General features: G+C 47.0%; 15 protein-coding genes. 5 read left to right on the top strand and 10 right to left on the bottom strand.

Going from position 1 to position 16,458, the window contains the following annotated elements:
* Positions 1 to 24: 24 nt before the first annotated feature.
* From AAHN97_RS25250 to AAHN97_RS25240, 3 genes are all read right to left on the bottom strand, one after another.
* Positions 25 to 1,311, bottom strand: a complete 1,287-nt coding sequence (locus AAHN97_RS25250; RefSeq protein ID WP_343304863.1) for a D-alanyl-D-alanine carboxypeptidase/D-alanyl-D-alanine-endopeptidase — start codon at positions 1,309 to 1,311, stop codon at positions 25 to 27.
* 84 nt (positions 1,312 to 1,395) lie between these two features.
* Positions 1,396 to 2,742, bottom strand: a complete 1,347-nt coding sequence (locus AAHN97_RS25245; RefSeq protein ID WP_343304862.1) for a Gfo/Idh/MocA family protein — start codon at positions 2,740 to 2,742, stop codon at positions 1,396 to 1,398.
* 90 nt (positions 2,743 to 2,832) lie between these two features.
* Entirely contained in the window at positions 2,833 to 3,798 is a 966-nt protein-coding gene (locus AAHN97_RS25240) for a formylglycine-generating enzyme family protein (RefSeq protein WP_343304861.1), read from the bottom strand.
* Between the two features lie 201 nt (positions 3,799 to 3,999).
* Between AAHN97_RS25240 and AAHN97_RS25235 the strand changes: the two genes are divergently transcribed.
* Complete coding sequence (locus tag AAHN97_RS25235) at positions 4,000 to 4,929, top strand: hydroxypyruvate isomerase family protein (RefSeq protein ID WP_343304860.1); 930 nt, start codon at positions 4,000 to 4,002, stop codon at positions 4,927 to 4,929.
* A gap of 75 nt (positions 4,930 to 5,004) precedes the next feature.
* Here AAHN97_RS25235 and AAHN97_RS25230 read toward each other — a convergent pair whose 3' ends face one another.
* The 5 genes from AAHN97_RS25230 to AAHN97_RS25210 form a co-directional block, all read right to left on the bottom strand.
* Positions 5,005 to 5,733 carry a DUF2490 domain-containing protein gene (locus AAHN97_RS25230; RefSeq protein WP_343304859.1) on the bottom strand — a complete coding sequence of 243 codons (729 nt, stop codon included), beginning with the start codon at positions 5,731 to 5,733 and terminating at the stop codon, positions 5,005 to 5,007.
* Between the two features lie 6 nt (positions 5,734 to 5,739).
* On the bottom strand, positions 5,740 to 6,630 hold the full coding sequence (locus AAHN97_RS25225; protein ID WP_343304858.1) for an alpha/beta hydrolase: 891 nt from the start codon (positions 6,628 to 6,630) through the stop codon (positions 5,740 to 5,742).
* 21 nt (positions 6,631 to 6,651) lie between these two features.
* Positions 6,652 to 7,545: a YitT family protein gene (locus AAHN97_RS25220; protein WP_343304857.1), complete on the bottom strand. Its 894-nt coding sequence runs from the start codon at positions 7,543 to 7,545 to the stop codon at positions 6,652 to 6,654.
* Between the two features lie 9 nt (positions 7,546 to 7,554).
* Positions 7,555 to 8,694, bottom strand: coding sequence for a formimidoylglutamase (locus tag AAHN97_RS25215; protein ID WP_343308285.1), 1,140 nt, complete (start codon positions 8,692 to 8,694; stop codon positions 7,555 to 7,557).
* A 192-nt stretch (positions 8,695 to 8,886) separates the two neighbouring features.
* Positions 8,887 to 9,105 carry a hypothetical protein gene (locus tag AAHN97_RS25210; RefSeq protein WP_153660589.1) on the bottom strand — a complete coding sequence of 73 codons (219 nt, stop codon included), beginning with the start codon at positions 9,103 to 9,105 and terminating at the stop codon, positions 8,887 to 8,889.
* 380 nt (positions 9,106 to 9,485) lie between these two features.
* On the opposite strand from AAHN97_RS25210, the gene AAHN97_RS25205 reads away from it, so the two are divergent.
* Entirely contained in the window at positions 9,486 to 10,586 is a 1,101-nt protein-coding gene (locus AAHN97_RS25205; protein WP_343304856.1) for a glycosyltransferase, read from the top strand.
* Positions 10,587 to 10,620: 34 nt separating this feature from the next.
* On the opposite strand, the gene AAHN97_RS25200 is transcribed toward AAHN97_RS25205, so the two are convergent.
* Complete coding sequence (locus AAHN97_RS25200) at positions 10,621 to 10,971, bottom strand: arsenate reductase family protein (protein ID WP_343304855.1); 351 nt, start codon at positions 10,969 to 10,971, stop codon at positions 10,621 to 10,623.
* A 56-nt stretch (positions 10,972 to 11,027) separates the two neighbouring features.
* Here AAHN97_RS25200 and polA point away from each other — a divergent pair, with 56 nt between their 5' ends.
* From polA to AAHN97_RS25185, 3 genes are all read left to right on the top strand, one after another.
* The gene (gene polA / locus AAHN97_RS25195) at positions 11,028 to 13,838 is read left to right on the top strand and encodes a DNA polymerase I (protein ID WP_343304854.1); all 2,811 of its coding nucleotides are present in this window, start codon (positions 11,028 to 11,030) and stop codon (positions 13,836 to 13,838) included.
* A gap of 117 nt (positions 13,839 to 13,955) precedes the next feature.
* Positions 13,956 to 14,501, top strand: a complete 546-nt coding sequence (locus AAHN97_RS25190) for a GNAT family N-acetyltransferase (protein WP_343304853.1) — start codon at positions 13,956 to 13,958, stop codon at positions 14,499 to 14,501.
* Between the two features lie 62 nt (positions 14,502 to 14,563).
* Positions 14,564 to 15,709: an aminopeptidase C gene (locus AAHN97_RS25185; protein ID WP_343304852.1), complete on the top strand. Its 1,146-nt coding sequence runs from the start codon at positions 14,564 to 14,566 to the stop codon at positions 15,707 to 15,709.
* Between the two features lie 102 nt (positions 15,710 to 15,811).
* Here AAHN97_RS25185 and AAHN97_RS25180 read toward each other — a convergent pair whose 3' ends face one another.
* Positions 15,812 to 16,429 carry an L-threonylcarbamoyladenylate synthase gene (locus AAHN97_RS25180; protein ID WP_343304851.1) on the bottom strand — a complete coding sequence of 206 codons (618 nt, stop codon included), beginning with the start codon at positions 16,427 to 16,429 and terminating at the stop codon, positions 15,812 to 15,814.
* Positions 16,430 to 16,458 lie beyond the last annotated feature (29 nt).

The raw sequence follows: 16,458 nt of genomic DNA, 5'->3' as shown, positions 1-16,458 counted from the left end.
TATTTTATGGTTTGCGGGCTAGCTTTAGTTGTTCGCTACTCTCACTAAAAACGTCTCCACAGCTCTGCGCACAGCGGTTGAGGTACTGTTATGGTTATTCACCAGCACACTAAAGATCAGCGTTTTTCCATTTTTGGTTACGAGGAATCCGCTCAATGCCACACAGCCACTCAACGTTCCGGTTTTCGCATATAACCTTCCCGGCAGGGCCTGGTAATAATTACGTAAGGTGCCTTTGCCGCCGGTGGGGAAAAGCGGATACAGCCTTTCTTTGGGATAGGTTTTGTATAATTTTTCAAGCACTGTAACAAAGTCCCGCGGGGTAAAAAGATTGTAACGGGAAAGCCCGGAACCATCTACCCAGCTGGGTGGATGCGGCAGATCCTTCAAGGTGCTGTCCAGCATATAACCGATCACTTTACGTGAATCAATGGTATCCCACTTAGCCGAGGCGCACATCATTAATATCTGTTCTGCAAAGAAGTTATCGCTGCGGTGCATCATGGGTTGAAAGAGCGTATCTACAGGAATACTCTTCAGTATGGCACCTGTACTCGCAGCGCGCACTGGTAACAAGCCAACCTGCTTATGCAATGTATCCTGTAACCTTTGCAGGAGCTGTTCATTGCCGCCTGTAATGAAAGGCACTTCAAAATCATGTGCTGCTCTGTCTTCCGGCCGGAAGTGTAACACAAATTCATTTTCCCTTTCTTCCCGGTCTGCCAATACTTCGTTGGGCAGTGGTTCTCCTGAACGGGTAGGATATTCCGGCACCATGGTATAATGGCTGCCTTGTATTTTTATGCGGGCCACATTTCCATACATGGGCCATTCATTTAATTCCGGTTGATAATAATCTGCATAGTCGCTCCAGGCCCATCCGGGGCCGAACCTTTTATTTTTGATCATTGCCGGCTGATACCAGATCCGTTTATTCGTTTGCGTTAAAAAGTCTTTCACCCGCTGCGCTGTAAAATCAGGATGCAGGAAAGAAGGGTCTGCCGTGCCTTGTATATAAATGGCCGTATCGTTTTCTGTGTAACGCATGCCGGGAAGGGAATCTCCCAGTAACTGAAGTCCGGTGAAAAGCGTGAAGATCTTGGTGTTGGAAGCGGGCATGAAGAACTTATCATCCTGGTACTGTATCCAGTATTTTCCTGTTGCAGGGTCCATGATGCTGATACCCACATGTGCTCCGGCCAGGGGCTTTGTATCTAAAACATCCTGGTTGGCCCATTGACGGATATTCTTAGGCTGGGCGGTTGCGGCACCTGCTACCAGGATAGCCACCAACGATAAGTATAATCTCATTCCTTTAAGTTACTCCGTTTTAACAGAAAAAGAAAACCTCCTGAATGATCAGGAGGTTTTCAGTATGGTGTTACATTATTTCAATCAGCTGAAATATTTAGTGATGCCTGGTTTTGCGTAAGCATAGTTACCATCTGCATCAGGCAGTATCGGCGGAGGTGCGTCAAATGCATACTTCGCTGGTTGCAGGTTCAGACCGGAAGCCAGTGCTTTTTCGAACGCAATGGTTTGACCGGAATAAGTAGCCAAACGGCCGATGATAGCAGTGAGTGTGGTTTCTGCACCTCTCTTTGCATCTTCGAATTTGTATTGACCAGCCGCAACTGCTGCAAACAGTTCATCGTGTTCTGCCTGGTAAGGACGGTTCTCCTGTTTCCTGTCGAACTGGTAAATGGTCTTCCCTTTGCTATCCAGGATCCGGCCTTTGTCGCAGATCACGCGGCCTTTTGTACCAATGATCTCTTCGTCCACACGGCTCACGGCATCTTTCCAGTGACGGCATTGTGCGTTCATTACCACACCGTCAGCATAACGGTACTCCACGTAGTGGTGATCATAGATCTCACCAAACTCTTTACCGGTACGGATGGCACGGCCACCCATTCCCATTGCGGTTACAGGGATCTCTCCTTTGAACCAGTTACCTACGTCTATATTGTGAATGTGTTGTTCTACGATATGATCGCCGCAAAGCCAGTTGAAGTAATACCAGTTACGCATCTGGTATTCCATTTCTGTATACTCCGGTTTGCGTGGTTTCACCCACAATGCACCCTGGTTCCAATATACCTGCATGGAAGTGATATCACCAATGATACCATCTTTTACGCGTTTGTACAGTTCCAGGTAAGAGGTTTGATAGCGGCGTTGCAAACCTACTACCACGTTCAGTTTCTTTGCTTTTGCTTTTTCTGCAGTCTCCAAAACCTTGGCGATACCAGCAGGGTCTGTAGCCACGGGTTTTTCCATGAATACATGTTTGCCCTGGCGGATAGCTTCTTCAAAGTGAATAGGGCGGAAACCGGGAGGGGTGGTGAGGATCACCACATCTGCTTTCGCGATGGCTTCTTTGTATCCATCGAAGCCTACATATTTATCTGCTTCGGCAACTTTCACACGTTCAGGTGTAGCTTTCATGGAATCAACAATTTCATTGAAGCTTCCATCCAACCTGTCTTTGAAAGCATCTGCCATCGCAACGAGTTGTACATTTTGCTTAGTGCTCAGTGCCTGAACAGCAGCTCCGGTACCGCGGCCACCGCAACCGATCAGCGCAACTTTGATAACGCCGGGTGCTCCGGAAAAATAATTCGCCTGGCTGGCCTCAGCAATGATAGGCGCTGCCAGCAGTCCGCCCGCAAGCAGGGAGGATTGTTTTACAAAGTCTCTGCGGCTTTGTCCGTGGAATGATGGTGATTTTTCGTTTTCCATGATGGGTATTTTACAGGGAGCGTTTAAGTCCTTGGTGATTTATAAATAGACGATTAGCTATCAGAAATTACGTATTCCTACTGTTAAATCCTAGCGGGCGCCCACGAATTTATCGATAACGTCTGCAAAGAATTTTTCTGCCTCTGCCTTGGTCGGTTGCTTTACCGGACGAATGATCCGGAACCCGATGAACGGAGCATCCGCATTCCACCATTTACTGCGGGGGATCTGAGGATCACGGTTGTTCCAGGACTCATCTGATTTCAGGCGGGCAGCGCAACGGGCTGCTGTAGCCGGTTCCAGGTAAGTACCTCCTTTGATGGTGCGTGGCGTTTTTACGGTGGGCTGATTCCAGGGATTTTCTGCCGCCGCTTTTTCATACCCTTTTTCATCGTATTGGTCCAGCGTCCATTCTCCCACATTACCCATCATATCATATAAACCCCAGGCATTGGGTTTCTTTTCTCCTACTTTATGATATACCTCTTCGCTGTTCTCCTGCGTCCAGGCATATTCTCCGAGTTTGGAAGCATCATCCCCAAAAGGAAATGCTGTGGTAGACCCTGCGCGGCAGGCATATTCCCATTCTGCTTCTGTAGGAAGACGGTAAAAAACACCGGTTTTACCATACAGCCAGCGGCAATACATCAGTGCTGCATACTGGCTCATACTGTTGGCCGGAAATCCGCCTCCTTTTCCCATTCCCAGTGTCAGATCGATATAAGGAGGACTGGGCCTCGTCATACCATCCGGCAATGGGGTTTTATCTTTTTCTGCGTCTGAATACACATCATACTGATCAAACGTCACCTCGTAAGCGCCCATCCAGAAAGGGTCAATCTTCACCTTCTTTTGCGGCCCTTCGTCTGCGTTCCTTCCTTTTTCCTTAGCCGGGCTGCCCAACAGGAACTCGCCTCCTTTCACCGGCACCATTTTGATGGGTACATCTGATCCTGGTACTTTCTGTTCGTAGGCGGTAAATGGTTCGTTGTTCTGAGCGTAAGCCCCGCTGGTCACTATCCCTGCGAGTAAAATGGCCACAGTTTTCTTTCTCATTGCTAGACGTGTGAATTATTAAGCGTGTGAATTTATCGATTTTGATGGTTGAATGCAATAATTATTTTACAAACGTCAAAAATTAATGCTTATGTTTCAATATTGGTTAAAATAGCGGGAGTTTAGGTTAATTTCTGAAATCTCTCGTTTTTACATGGAAAAGCTATTAAATTTCGGATTCAGCATTTAAACTATCACGCTATGGAAAGAAGAACATTCCTTCAAAAAGGCACACTGGCAGGCATTTCAGCCCTGGCCCTTGGCGGTGCGGCCACTGCTGCAAACGCTGCAGATACAAAGCCTGCCGCGGCAGGGAAAACCTTTAACCTGGACTATGCCCCCCATGCCGGAATGTTCAAAAACAGTGCCGGGGACGACTTCCTGGACCAGATCAAATTCATGCATGATCAAGGGTTTCGGTCTATTGAGGACAATGGCATGCTGGGCCGTGATACCGCCCTTCAAAACAAGATCGGTGAACTGCTGGCAAAACTGAATATGCGGATGGGTGTTTTTGTGATAGACGGTGGAGACAACTGGAAAATTTCCCTCACTACCGGCAAAAAAGAATTCCTGGACCTGTTCCTGAAAACCTGCGAACGTTCCGTAGAACTGGCCAAACGAGTGAATGCTAAATGGGCAACTGTAGTGCCCGGTTTCTTTGAACGCAAACTGCCAATCGGTGTTCAGACGGGCAACGTGATCGATGCGCTGCGCCGGGGTTCTGAGATCCTGGAAAAAGGCGGGCTCACCATGGTTCTGGAGCCACTAAGCGATACGCCGGACCTGTTCCTCCGCAATTCTGATCAGACCTATATGATCTGCCGCGCGGTGAACAGCCCTTCCTGCAAAATATTGTTCGACATCTATCATATGCAGAAGAATGAAGGGCAGCTGATCACCAACATGAATCTTTGCTGGGATGAAATTGCCTACGTACAGATCGGTGATAATCCCGGCCGTAAAGAACCAGGTACGGGTGAGATCAATTACAAGAACATCTTCAAACACCTGCACACCAAAGGTTACAAAGGAGTGATGGGCATGGAGCATGGTAATGCATTGCCGGGTAAAGACGGGGAACTGGCTTTGATCAAGGCTTACAGGGAAGCGGATAGTTTTCTGGGATGATGAAATGCTGCGAGCCTTTTCAAAGCAGGCAAGCTATCAATAAAAAAGGCGGTCTGTAACAGACCGCCTTTTCTTTTATAGCCTCAGGTAACCCGCCAGCTGCAACACATGCACTGTGCTGCGAGCAGCGCCTCTCCCGGAAATATATTGATTCAGGTAACCGGCCTCCAGATCGAACTGGCGGCTGAAACGATAACCCACAGCCAGGTACGCACGGTTCTGGTCAAACACTTTTCCATTCACCGCATCTGTATTGGCAAAGTTCAGGAACAGTTCATTCTGTACAGCCGCAAAAGCGCCCTTCGTAAAGGTCTGCTCTCCGTTGAATGGAACAATACCCCGCAGGAAATAACGGAAGCGGTGTGCCAGTTCATGGCCATCTTTTTCCAGTTTGTTATTATTTACAACAGGCGTTCCGATAAAACGTTGTTCCACGCGGAAGCGGTGTTGTATGGGAATAAAACTCAGCTTATGATTAACGATGAATTGCTCCCAGATGCGATGTTCTGAAAGATATGCAGATACATCCTGCACCGCGCGGAGATTATGCACCCAGCCATAACCGACTGTAGCGATCATGTTCTTTCTTACATGGTAATTCAGTCCCGGACGTACAATGAATGTTTGAAATTCTCTCCATTCATGTGTACTGCGCACCTGCGCATCCAGGTGAATGCTGAACTTTGTTTTTGGAATAGCGATGGTATTGAAAGAAGCCAGCCAGCTGGCAAACTGCCTGGACTGCTGCGCATTTGCGGCAGCCACACTCATCATGCAAAAACATACAACTAAAATACACCTCATCCTCTCTTAACTTTTCGGTTTAAATACTACACCTCTCAGCCATTGTACAGCCAGGCCGGGCCAGCTGTTCAGTACAGGATCTTTCGGCCCCATACCATATCCATGGCCGCCGTGATCGTATATATGCAAAGAAGCGGAAATATTGTTTTTCTTCAACGCGGAATAGAACGCCCAGCTGTTCTCTACCGGTACCACTTTATCATCTGTTGAATGTACCAGGAAAGTAGGAGGCGTTTGCGCTGTTACTCTTTTGTCCGTAGATAAAGAATCCATCATGGCCTGCGATGCACCGGGGCCCAATAAATTCACGGTGCTGCCTTTATGCCGGAAGCTTTCGCTCATGCTGATAACAGGATAAACCAGGATGGCAAAGGCCGGGCGGGAACTCCATTTTTCCAGTTCATTCTTTGCGGCCGGGTTCGCAGGAATGATCATGGTGGTGAGCGTGGAAGCAAGATGCCCTCCGGCTGAAAAACCTATTACACCTATCTTTTCCGGGTCCAGCTTCCAGGCTGCAGCTTTGGATTTCACCAGGCGCATGGCATTGGTTACATCGTTGTACTGAGAAGGGAAGCGGGAGCCTTTATTTTCTGCATCGTTCAAACGGTAATGCAGTACAATGGCTTCAAAACCCTGTGCGGTGAAAAACGCGGCAATGTCTTTTCCCTCATGGTCTATGGCCAGGTGCTGGTATCCGCCACCGGGGCAGATCAATATGGCTTCACCGGTTTTTTTATCCGGGGCTGCCGGGTAATGATCGATATGTGGTACATCGTCTATCTTACGGCCGCCTGCTATTTTGAGTTCAGGCTGGCCAGGATAAAGGTCTATCCTTTCCTGTGCAAATGCGGTCATTGTTGAGATCATGAGCAGTGCGGTAGTAAAACCGTTTTTCATGTGGTACAATTGAAGAGTGGATTAATGATGTGTGGCGCGTTTTTTTATCATCCCGCCACGTGTGTCGTTAATATTGTGTTGCACAATAAACGCTTTTTCATCGATTCTTTCAATCTCATCTATGATATTATGTACCTCCAGGCGGGTAACAACAGTATACACGATGTCGATCTCTTCATTTTTTTGACCCCGCTTACCAAAGCCACTCTTGCCTTTGAACACGGTAACCCCTTTTTTTAATTTCAGTGTTAGGGTTTTTCGGATCAGTTCACTTTTTTCTGAGATAATAGTGAGCGCAATATATTCTTCAAAACCCTGGATCACAAAATCCACGGTTTTGGAGGCGGAAAAATAAGTGAGCATCGCATACATGGCTGTTTCCACATTAATCAGTACCGCGGCCACTCCAAAAAGCAGCACGTTAAAATACATGATCACTTCGCCTACAGACAATACGGTTTTGCGGTTGATATAAAGCGCCAGTACTTCCGTTCCATCCAATACGGCACCTCCCCGGATAGACATGCCGATCCCCGCTCCCAGGAAGAATCCGCCAAAGATGGCGATCAGCAATTTATCCTGTGTGAAGGTAGGGACCTTTATGAGCACCAGGCAGGTGGCCAGGCCTATAATAGCCGCAATGGTTTTAATGGTGAACCTTTTGGAAAGCTGTTTATACGCCAGCAAAATAAAAGGGGCATTGATCAAGATGAGTAATACGGAAAAAGACCAGCCGGTGAGCCTGTTCACCAACAGCGAAATTCCCGTTACGCCTCCATCGAGGAATCCATTCGGCAGCAGGAAACCTCTCAGCCCGATACTGGCAAGGAGCACACCAATAGCTATCAATGCTGCATCCTGCGAATTCTGAATGAGGTTTAACCGTACCGCCCTTGCTCTGCGGGTAGTGACCATAGTTGTGTTTTAAAGTCTTTCCTGGCTCCGCATCCAGCGTTCCGGAATTTCATTGTTGCTGGCCCGCAGGTAATCACTGTAGGCGCAGGGCGCAAATGTTTTATCCGGCAATTGCATCCACCATCTGCCTGTTTTTTTACTCTTCAGGAAAACGGTATCGATGTCTGCAAATGCGATGTGAAATTCGAGGAAAGATTCACGTTCTGTTAAAAGGGCTTCTTTGTTCTTTACAGATCTGCCGTCCATAAAGTACCACAGCATTTGAGAGATCTGTTTGGCGGTAAGGTTGTCTTTATCCTTTGCCGCATTATATCCGAAAATACCATAGGTACTGAGCTGCGAACTCATGCCCGCATAACGGGAAAGTGCGCAGGCTTCTTCTCCGCTGAATCCGTTCGGAGAAAGAGAATTGGCCGGGGCATCTGTATATTTGATCATATTAACATCCACACTAAAAAGATCGGTATTGCGGAGTACAGGTTCTATGTCTTCCATATTCTCGCGCACATTGCCGAGGCGGAAACAATCGAAGCGTAATTTATCCAGTGTTTCCAGCATGCGGGGCTGTACAAAATAACTCTGGAAGCCGATATGGTTATAGTGGCGGATATAGTTGGGCTGTTCCATGAACATATCCAGCAGGAAGCGCTGGGAGCGTACAGGAGAGTTTTCCTGGAGGTCTATCAACGCATCTGCCACCGTTACTTCAATGATGTATTTTTTGCCGGCATAAGCCTGGTATTGTGCGTAAGTAAGATCATGAGAGCCGCCGAGTATGATCACTGTTTTTCCGGCATCGATCAGTTCTGTAAGCACACTTTTGAGTGCAGCATAAGAATCTGTAAGACTGCGGCCGGCAATGAGGTTGCCTGCATCAGCAAGGCGTACATCTTTATGCCAGTGATACAGCCTGTAAAATTCGCGGCGGATAGCATCCGGGGTTGCGTTGCCGCCACTGATGGTGCCGTTACCTCTTTCTTCGCCCGCACCTAATAAGATAATGTCCGCCGTATCCAGGTCAGGGATATTTTCTTCTTCATACAGGTCTATCGTACGGCCGATCTGCAGATCGTCGTATTCTTCATCATCATGCAATTGTGTTTTGGAAACAGGCGTAAGAAAATCCTGCAGGTGCGAAAAGTCTATCATCACAACGGATATTGTTTGCTCGCAAATCTACAAGAAGAAATTTAATTCATAGCATAAGAAGTTAACGTTCATAAAATGAACATTGCGAGTGCTATGGAATGTTTTCCGGTTTAATTAATCGCTGGTGTATAGGTTGGAGGGCAGTAGGCAATCGGGTAGGAAATACTACCGGACAGGGATGAAATGTTACGATCAGTTTTTGTGGACGATGAACTCAAATGCTTTTGGCTCTTTACGAAAGAAGGCTCGTTCCAGGATGCGGCGTTTACTGCTAACACGGTGTTTATTGCAGTCTGCTACTTCTGTTGCACGGGCGAGGTAATCCATAGTTTCTACCAACGATAACATATCGCTGATCTGCTTAACCTCATGCTGGATCTCCTGCTCGTTGTAACGATCTTCATGTAGCAAGATGAGTAAATCCCTCTCTACAGGCTTCATGCTAATTGATTGTTTTATTTGTTGTTGACATATTTTTCGATAACGTGTTTCCCCCACATTTCGGTTTCTCAAGGATGGCTTCCGGTATAGAGTGTGCTAGTCTTGTCTTCTAATGTTTCATCCGCCCTTTCTGCATCGGCGGGCAACCACAATCATTCTTTTTCAACACGCTGCAACCTTGCCACATTAAGCTAACCATAAATAAGAAGATAAAACCCCATTTAAACTTTTTCATAGTGCATTATAAAAAAACTTATTGAATATTGCATTTGCCAGCTTAAAAGAGTTTACCGTTTCTTAACAATGGTCATTTCTAAATTAAGCTATTTTCGCATAAAATTTCTAATTATTTGTCCACACACACCCTTGTGCAGAAAAAAGTTCTCGTTGTACCATTGGATTGGGGTCTAGGCCACGCCACGCGCGACATCCCGCTGATCCATGAACTATTAAACGCTGGTTGTGAAGTACTTATTGCGGCGGAAGGAAAACACGCCGCCCTGCTTTCCCGGGAATTCCCGCAGATCAACATTCTACCCCTTCCCGGTTATCAAATTCAATACTCTCAGAAAGGCCTCTTTTTTGGCTTGAAAATAATACAGCAGATCCCTAAGATCTGGAAGGCCGTTCGTTATGAACAGGCCTGGTTACGTAAGACGGTGGCGGATCTTGGCATAGATGCCGTGATATCAGACAACCGTTTCGGTCTCTATCATCCTGATATTCCCTGTGTGTTCATCTCTCACCAGCTGCTCATTAAAACCCCCTTTGGCGGTATCACCGAGCGCCTGCTGCAAAAGATCAATTATAAATACATCAACCGTTACGCTGCCTGCTGGATCCCCGATTTTGCCGGGGAACCCAATCTAAGCGGGGTTTTGGCACATCCCGGCACGCTGCCGGAACACACCACTTACCTGGGCTGCCTTTCCCGTTTTGTGCCCATGGATAATGTGGAAAAGAAATACGACCTGCTGGCATTAATTTCCGGGCCCGAGCCTCAACGCACAAACCTCGAAGAACTGCTGCTGGCACAGGTTAAGCAAATTCCGGGCATGAAAGCCCTGATCGTCAGCGGCCGGCCGGACCAGGCGGAAAAGAGAGAGATCGCCCCCGGGGTTTTCCAGGTGAGCCACCTGGGCGCAAAAGAACTGAACGAAGCCATGCTGGCATCGGATATGGTATTAAGCCGCTCCGGTTATACGACCCTCATGGACCTCGCCAAACTCAATAAGAAAGCCATTCTTATCCCCACTCCCGGCCAATCTGAACAGGAGTACCTGGGGAAATATCTAATGGAGAAAGGTTACTTCTACAGCCTGCCGCAACACCAGTTCAACCTGCAAAAAGCACTGGAGGCTGTAAAAACATTCCCTTTCACCACTTTTCAACATGGGCAGGACATGGAAGCCTATAAAAAAGTGGTGCAAACCTTCGCGAAAACACTTTAAGATTTTAACGCATTTGGAATTGATTAACGAAAGATCAGATGGTTTCTTTCAGTGATTCCACCGTCTTTTTCTCACTCCCCACAAATATTTTCTTCCCGATAATAGTTACCGGCCGTTTCAGGAAAGTGTATTCTTCCAGTATAAGGGAACGGTAATCGTCCTCTGTTAATTCTCTTTCCGCCAGGCCCATCGGTTTGTATTTCTGAGAACGGCGGCTGAACAATGCTTCATAACTCCCCGCCAGTTTACGCATATCGTCCAACTGCTCCGGTGTGATCTTGTCCTTCTTGATATCCTGTAATGCATAGCCCTTTCCTACAGCATCCGTTTCATCCAGGATCCGTTTGCATGTACTGCAGCTCGACAAATAATAAATCCTTTTCATGGCCGCAAAATTAGGTAATATGATCTTGCGAATAGGTAATTGTTTACTTTTACCGAATGAGCAAGAAACTCTTTTTATTAGACGCCATGGCGCTTATCTATCGCGCCTATTATGCATTGATCAGAAGCCCAAGGCTCACCAGTAAAGGACGTAACACCAACGCCCAGTTTGGATTTACCTCTACCCTGCTGGACCTCCTGAACAAAGAAAAACCCACACACATTGCCGTGGCTTTTGACACACATGCCCCTACCGAACGCCACACGGATTTTGCTGATTACAAAGCCAACCGGGAAGAAGCCCCGGAAGATATCATTTCTTCCATCCCCGATATCAAACGGATCATCGAAGGGTTCAACATTCCGGTACTGGAACTGGATGGATATGAAGCGGACGATATCATCGGTACCGTTGCCTGGCAGGCTGCCGCACAAGGGTATGAAGTGTACATGGTAACACCGGATAAAGATTACGGCCAGTTGGTAAAAGATAATATTTTCATCTGGAAGCCGCCCGCACTGGGCAATAAGGAAGAGATCCTCGGCCCTAAAGAAGTATGCGAACGCTGGCAGATCAAAGATGTAAGCCAGGTAATAGATATCCTGGGCCTGATGGGTGATGCGGTGGACAACATTCCCGGCATCCCCGGCGTAGGAGAAAAAACAGCCATGAAATTATTGGCGGAATGGGGCTCCCTGGAAAACATCCTCGCCAATGCCGATAAGATCCCCGGTAAAATGGGCGAAAAGATCAAAGCAGGAACAGAAAGTGCCATCCTCTCCAAAAAACTCGCTACCATCATCACCAATGTGCCCGTAGATTTTCATGAGGAAGATTTCTGCTGTACAGAAGTGAACAAGGAAGCACTGACTGAGATCTTCGCGGAACTGGAATTTAAAACATTAGGCAAACGCATACTGGGAGATACCTTCAATGCTATCGGCGGAGAAGCAAAACCGGTGCAGCAGGACCTTTTTGGTAATGCTACCGCCTCTCCTGCTGAAAACCTTGCGGCCTCTGCTGAAGCCATTGAATCCGTTGGACTGGTGGCAGATAAAAACATCGACAATACACCGCATACTTATCATCTTGCAGATACCCCGGAAAAACATGCAGAACTGATCGCCGTGCTGATGAAAGAACCGGAGATCAGCTTTGATACAGAAACTACGGGAACAGATGCTAATGCAGTAGAAATAGTGGGAATGAGCTTTGCCGTAAAACCCGGCGAAGCATGGTATGTACCATTACCTCCTGATCAGTTTGTAGTAAAAGAGATCCTGGAAAAATTCCGCCAGGTATTTGAAAGAGAAGACGCCCTTTTCATTGGCCAGAACACCAAGTATGATATGATCGTGCTGAAATGGTATGGCATTGAAGTGAAAGGAAAACTGTTCGACACCATGCTGGCGCATTATCTCATTGAGCCGGAAGGCCGGCGCAGTATGGACCTGCTGAGTGCACAATACCTGCAGTATGCTCCTGTATCCATTGAAACGCTCATCGGCAAAAAAGGAAAAGGCCAGGGCACCATGCGGGATGTGGAAATAGAAAAGATCAAAGAATATGCTGCGGAAGATGCAGACATTACTTTGCAACTGAAAGGTAAATTCCTCCCGCTGGTCACAGAAAAGGATGTGGAAAAGGTTTTTTACGAAGTGGAGAACCCGCTGGTGAAAGTACTCACAGATATGGAATACGAAGGTATTGCCATTGATATGAAAGCGCTGGCAGACTATTCCAAAGAACTGGAAACAGATATCCGCAAATCAGAAGAAAGTGTTTACCAGCAGGCGGGTGTAAGATTTAACCTGGCTTCTCCCAAACAATTAGGCGAAGTGTTGTTTGACAAATTGCAGCTGGACCCTAAAGCCAAGAAAACCCGCACCGGTCAATATGCTACAGGTGAAGATGTACTGACCAAACTGGCCAGCAAACATCCTATCGTAGATAGTATCCTGGCCTTCCGGGAACTGAGCAAACTGAAATCCACTTATGTGGATGCACTGCCCTTAATGCTGAACCCGCGTACAAACAGGGTACATACTTCTTTCAACCAGGCCGTGGCAGTAACGGGCAGACTCAGCTCCAATAATCCAAATCTCCAGAACATCCCCATCCGTACAGAAAGGGGCCGCGAGGTAAGGAAAGCTTTTGTACCAAAAAGTGAGGAGTACACACTACTTTCCGCGGATTATTCCCAGATAGAATTACGGATCATTGCCGCCATCAGTGAGGATGCAAATATGATGGAAGCCTTCCGCAGCGGGCTGGACATTCACACCGCCACCGCAGCAAAAGTATACGGGGTAGACATTGCAGACGTTTCTTCTGATATGCGCCGCAACGCCAAAAGTGTGAACTTCGGCATTATTTACGGCGTGAGCGCATTTGGCCTCAGTGAAAACCTGGGCATCGCACGCGGCGAAGCCAAAATGCTGATCGATAACTATTTTGCGCAATATCCCAACATTAAAAAATACATGGAAGACCAGGTGAAGTTTGCCCAAAAGACCGGCTATGTGCAAACATTGCTGGGCCGCAAACGCTGGTTAAAAGATATCAATTCCTCCAATGCCGTGGTTCGTGGTTTCGCAGAACGGAATGCCATTAACATGCCCATCCAGGGTACGGCCGCAGATATGATCAAACTGGCCATGATCTCCCTGCATAAAACCTTCCGGGACCATAACTTCAAATCCAAAATGATCCTGCAGGTGCATGACGAGTTGGTGTTTGATGCCCATCTGGACGAAGTGGAGATCATTAAACCCCTGATCATTGAAGGCATGCGCAATGCCATGCCCTTGGCAGTTCCGGTAGAAGCTGAGATCGGAACCGGCAAAAACTGGCTGGAAGCGCATTAACATCTTTTTCTTTCCAGGGCCGGGAGAAATTTCTCCCGGCTTTTTGTCATTTAAAATCTGTCAATTCTTCTTGGCATGCCCCTTGCTTTTCCCAAAATCCTTTACTAGTTTTCGCTTATGATCCAAACCTTGAGGTTACAGTTGTTGCCCTGCACGTTGAAACACTTTGAAGCGCTTTTGCATGGGAATGAAGCATTAGCCCAAACGTTGGGGATAGACGTACCAGAACAGTGGACAGAATATCCTGAAATGGTGTTGGTTGCTTATGATAAATTACGCAATGACCCATCCCTGCTGGGGTGGTTTTTCTATTTAGCTATTCATAAAACCGACAAACGCCTGGTGGGTACCGGTGGCTTTAAAGGCCGCCCTTCTCCTGACGGGGTGGTAGAAATTGGTTATGAAGTGGCTTTAGAATACAGGGAACAGGGATACGCTACTGAAATGGCCGCTACCCTGATCCGTTTTGCATTTAGTCATTCCTATGTTACAAAGGTCATCGCCCATACGCTTGAAGAATACAACGCAGCAGTGATCGTTCTCCAGAAGAACGGATTTCATTTCGCCGGCGCCGTAAATGGTACGGATGCAGGAGAATTATGGCGCTGGGAAATAACACGTGAACAATTTGAAGCCGCAGATACCGCTCATCAATCATCCTGAATGCTGTAAGGCCCATATCCTTTACATTTGCTCCATTCTTTTATTTTAATCTAAACCTGAGCATGAAGAAACTGATCATGGGCGCAGCGCTGTTATGCAGCATGACCGCGGTTGCACAAAACATTCCGCTCACCAATAAGGAGGGCAGCAAATATCAATTCACCGTACTGAAAAGTCAGGATGCCTTTGGCGTACAGAATCAGGGCCAAACCGGTACCTGCTGGTCTTTTTCTGGTCTTTCCTTTTTTGAGTCCGAGCTTTTACGCAAAGGAAAAGGCAAAAACCTGAACCTCAGCGAAATGTTCGTGGTACGTAAAATGTACCCGCTGAAAGCTGCCAATTATGTAAGAATGCATGGCAAAGCTAACTTCGGCGAAGGTGGCGGATTCCCTGATGATCTGCTCTGCCTCAAAAATTTCGGGCTGGTTCCGCAGGATGTATATGACGGCAACCGCCAGAAAACCTATAACCATGCTGAAATGGTGGGCCTGCTGGAAAGTATGCTGAAACCCTTAGGCAATGCCAACTCGGTAAACCCTGCATGGCAAAAAGCCATGGATGGCGTGCTGGATGCTTATCTTGGCGCTACCCCTGAGAAATTCCAATACAACGGCAAGTCTTATACCCCACAGTCTTTTGCCAAAGAACTGGGCCTGAATGCAGATGATTATGTGATCATCTCTTCTTTCAATCACCATCCGTTCTACCAGCAATTTGTACTGGAAGTGCCGGACAACTGGAATTGGGAGAAAGTATATAATGTGCCTTTGAATGAATTCACCACTATTGCGGAACAGGCTGTGCTCAATGGCTACACCCTTGCATGGGCGGCTGATGTAAGTGAAAAAGGATTCTCTTATAATAACGGGCTGGCCATTGTTCCTGAAAAGGACTGGGCAGATTATTCTGAGCAGGAGCGCCTGAACCTTTTCACAACGCCTGCCAAAGAAAAAGTGATCACACAGGAAAATCGTCAGCTGGCTTTCGATAATTACGAAACACAGGACGATCATGGTATGCACATTACCGGTCTCGCTAAAGACCAGGATGGCAATAAATTCTTTATTGTGAAAAACTCCTGGGGAACGGGTAATGCCTGCGGCGGATATTTTTACGCCTCTGTGCCTTATTTCGCTTACAAAAGCACCTGTTTTATGGTGAATAAAAAAGCGATCCCTGCAGATCTTGCTAAGAAAATGGGTATATAAAAAAGCACCTGCTTTATGGTGAATAAAAAAGCGATCCCTGCAGATCTTGCTAAGAAAATGGGTATATAAAAAAGGCGGGCTGTTTTAAATAGCCCGCTTTTTTTATGCAAATTCTTCCCAACTACCAGCCCCTTCCCGGATCAGTTCTATTTCCGGGCCCGTACAATCTATCACGGTAGATGTGATCATTCCTCCCGGCCCTCCGTCAATTACAATATCCACCAGCTTCCCGAATTTTTCATGGATGATCTCCGGATCTGTATATTCTTCCACATATGCATCAATGGGAAGGGAAGTGCTCATGATGGGATTACCCAGTTCCTTCACAATGGTCCGGCAGATTAAATTATCCGGCACCCGGATACCCACGGTATCTCTTTTGGTTTTCAGGAGTTTTGGCACCTGCCTGCTGGCAGGCAGAATGAAAGTATATGGGCCGGGTAATGTTTTCTTCAGTAAACGGAACAGCGGCGTATCCACGCTTTTGGTATAATCCGTGAGGTGGCTGAGGTCTGAACAGATAAATGAGAAATGTGCCTTTTTAGGATCAATGCCCTTGATCCGGCAAATGCGTTCCACAGCTTCGCTTTTGGAAATATCGCAACCCATTCCATAAACAGTATCAGTTGGATAAATAACCACACCTCCGTCTTTCAGGCATTCTATCACCTTATGCAGGTTCCTCGGATTCGGATTTTGTGGATGCAGTTCTAAAAGCATGTTCCTGTTTTTATCTTTATATATAACAA

The organism is Chitinophaga niabensis (assembly GCF_039545795.1).
Taxonomy (GTDB): Bacteria; Bacteroidota; Bacteroidia; order Chitinophagales; family Chitinophagaceae; genus Chitinophaga; species Chitinophaga niabensis_B.
This window is presented reverse-complemented; position numbering and strand designations above follow the sequence as displayed.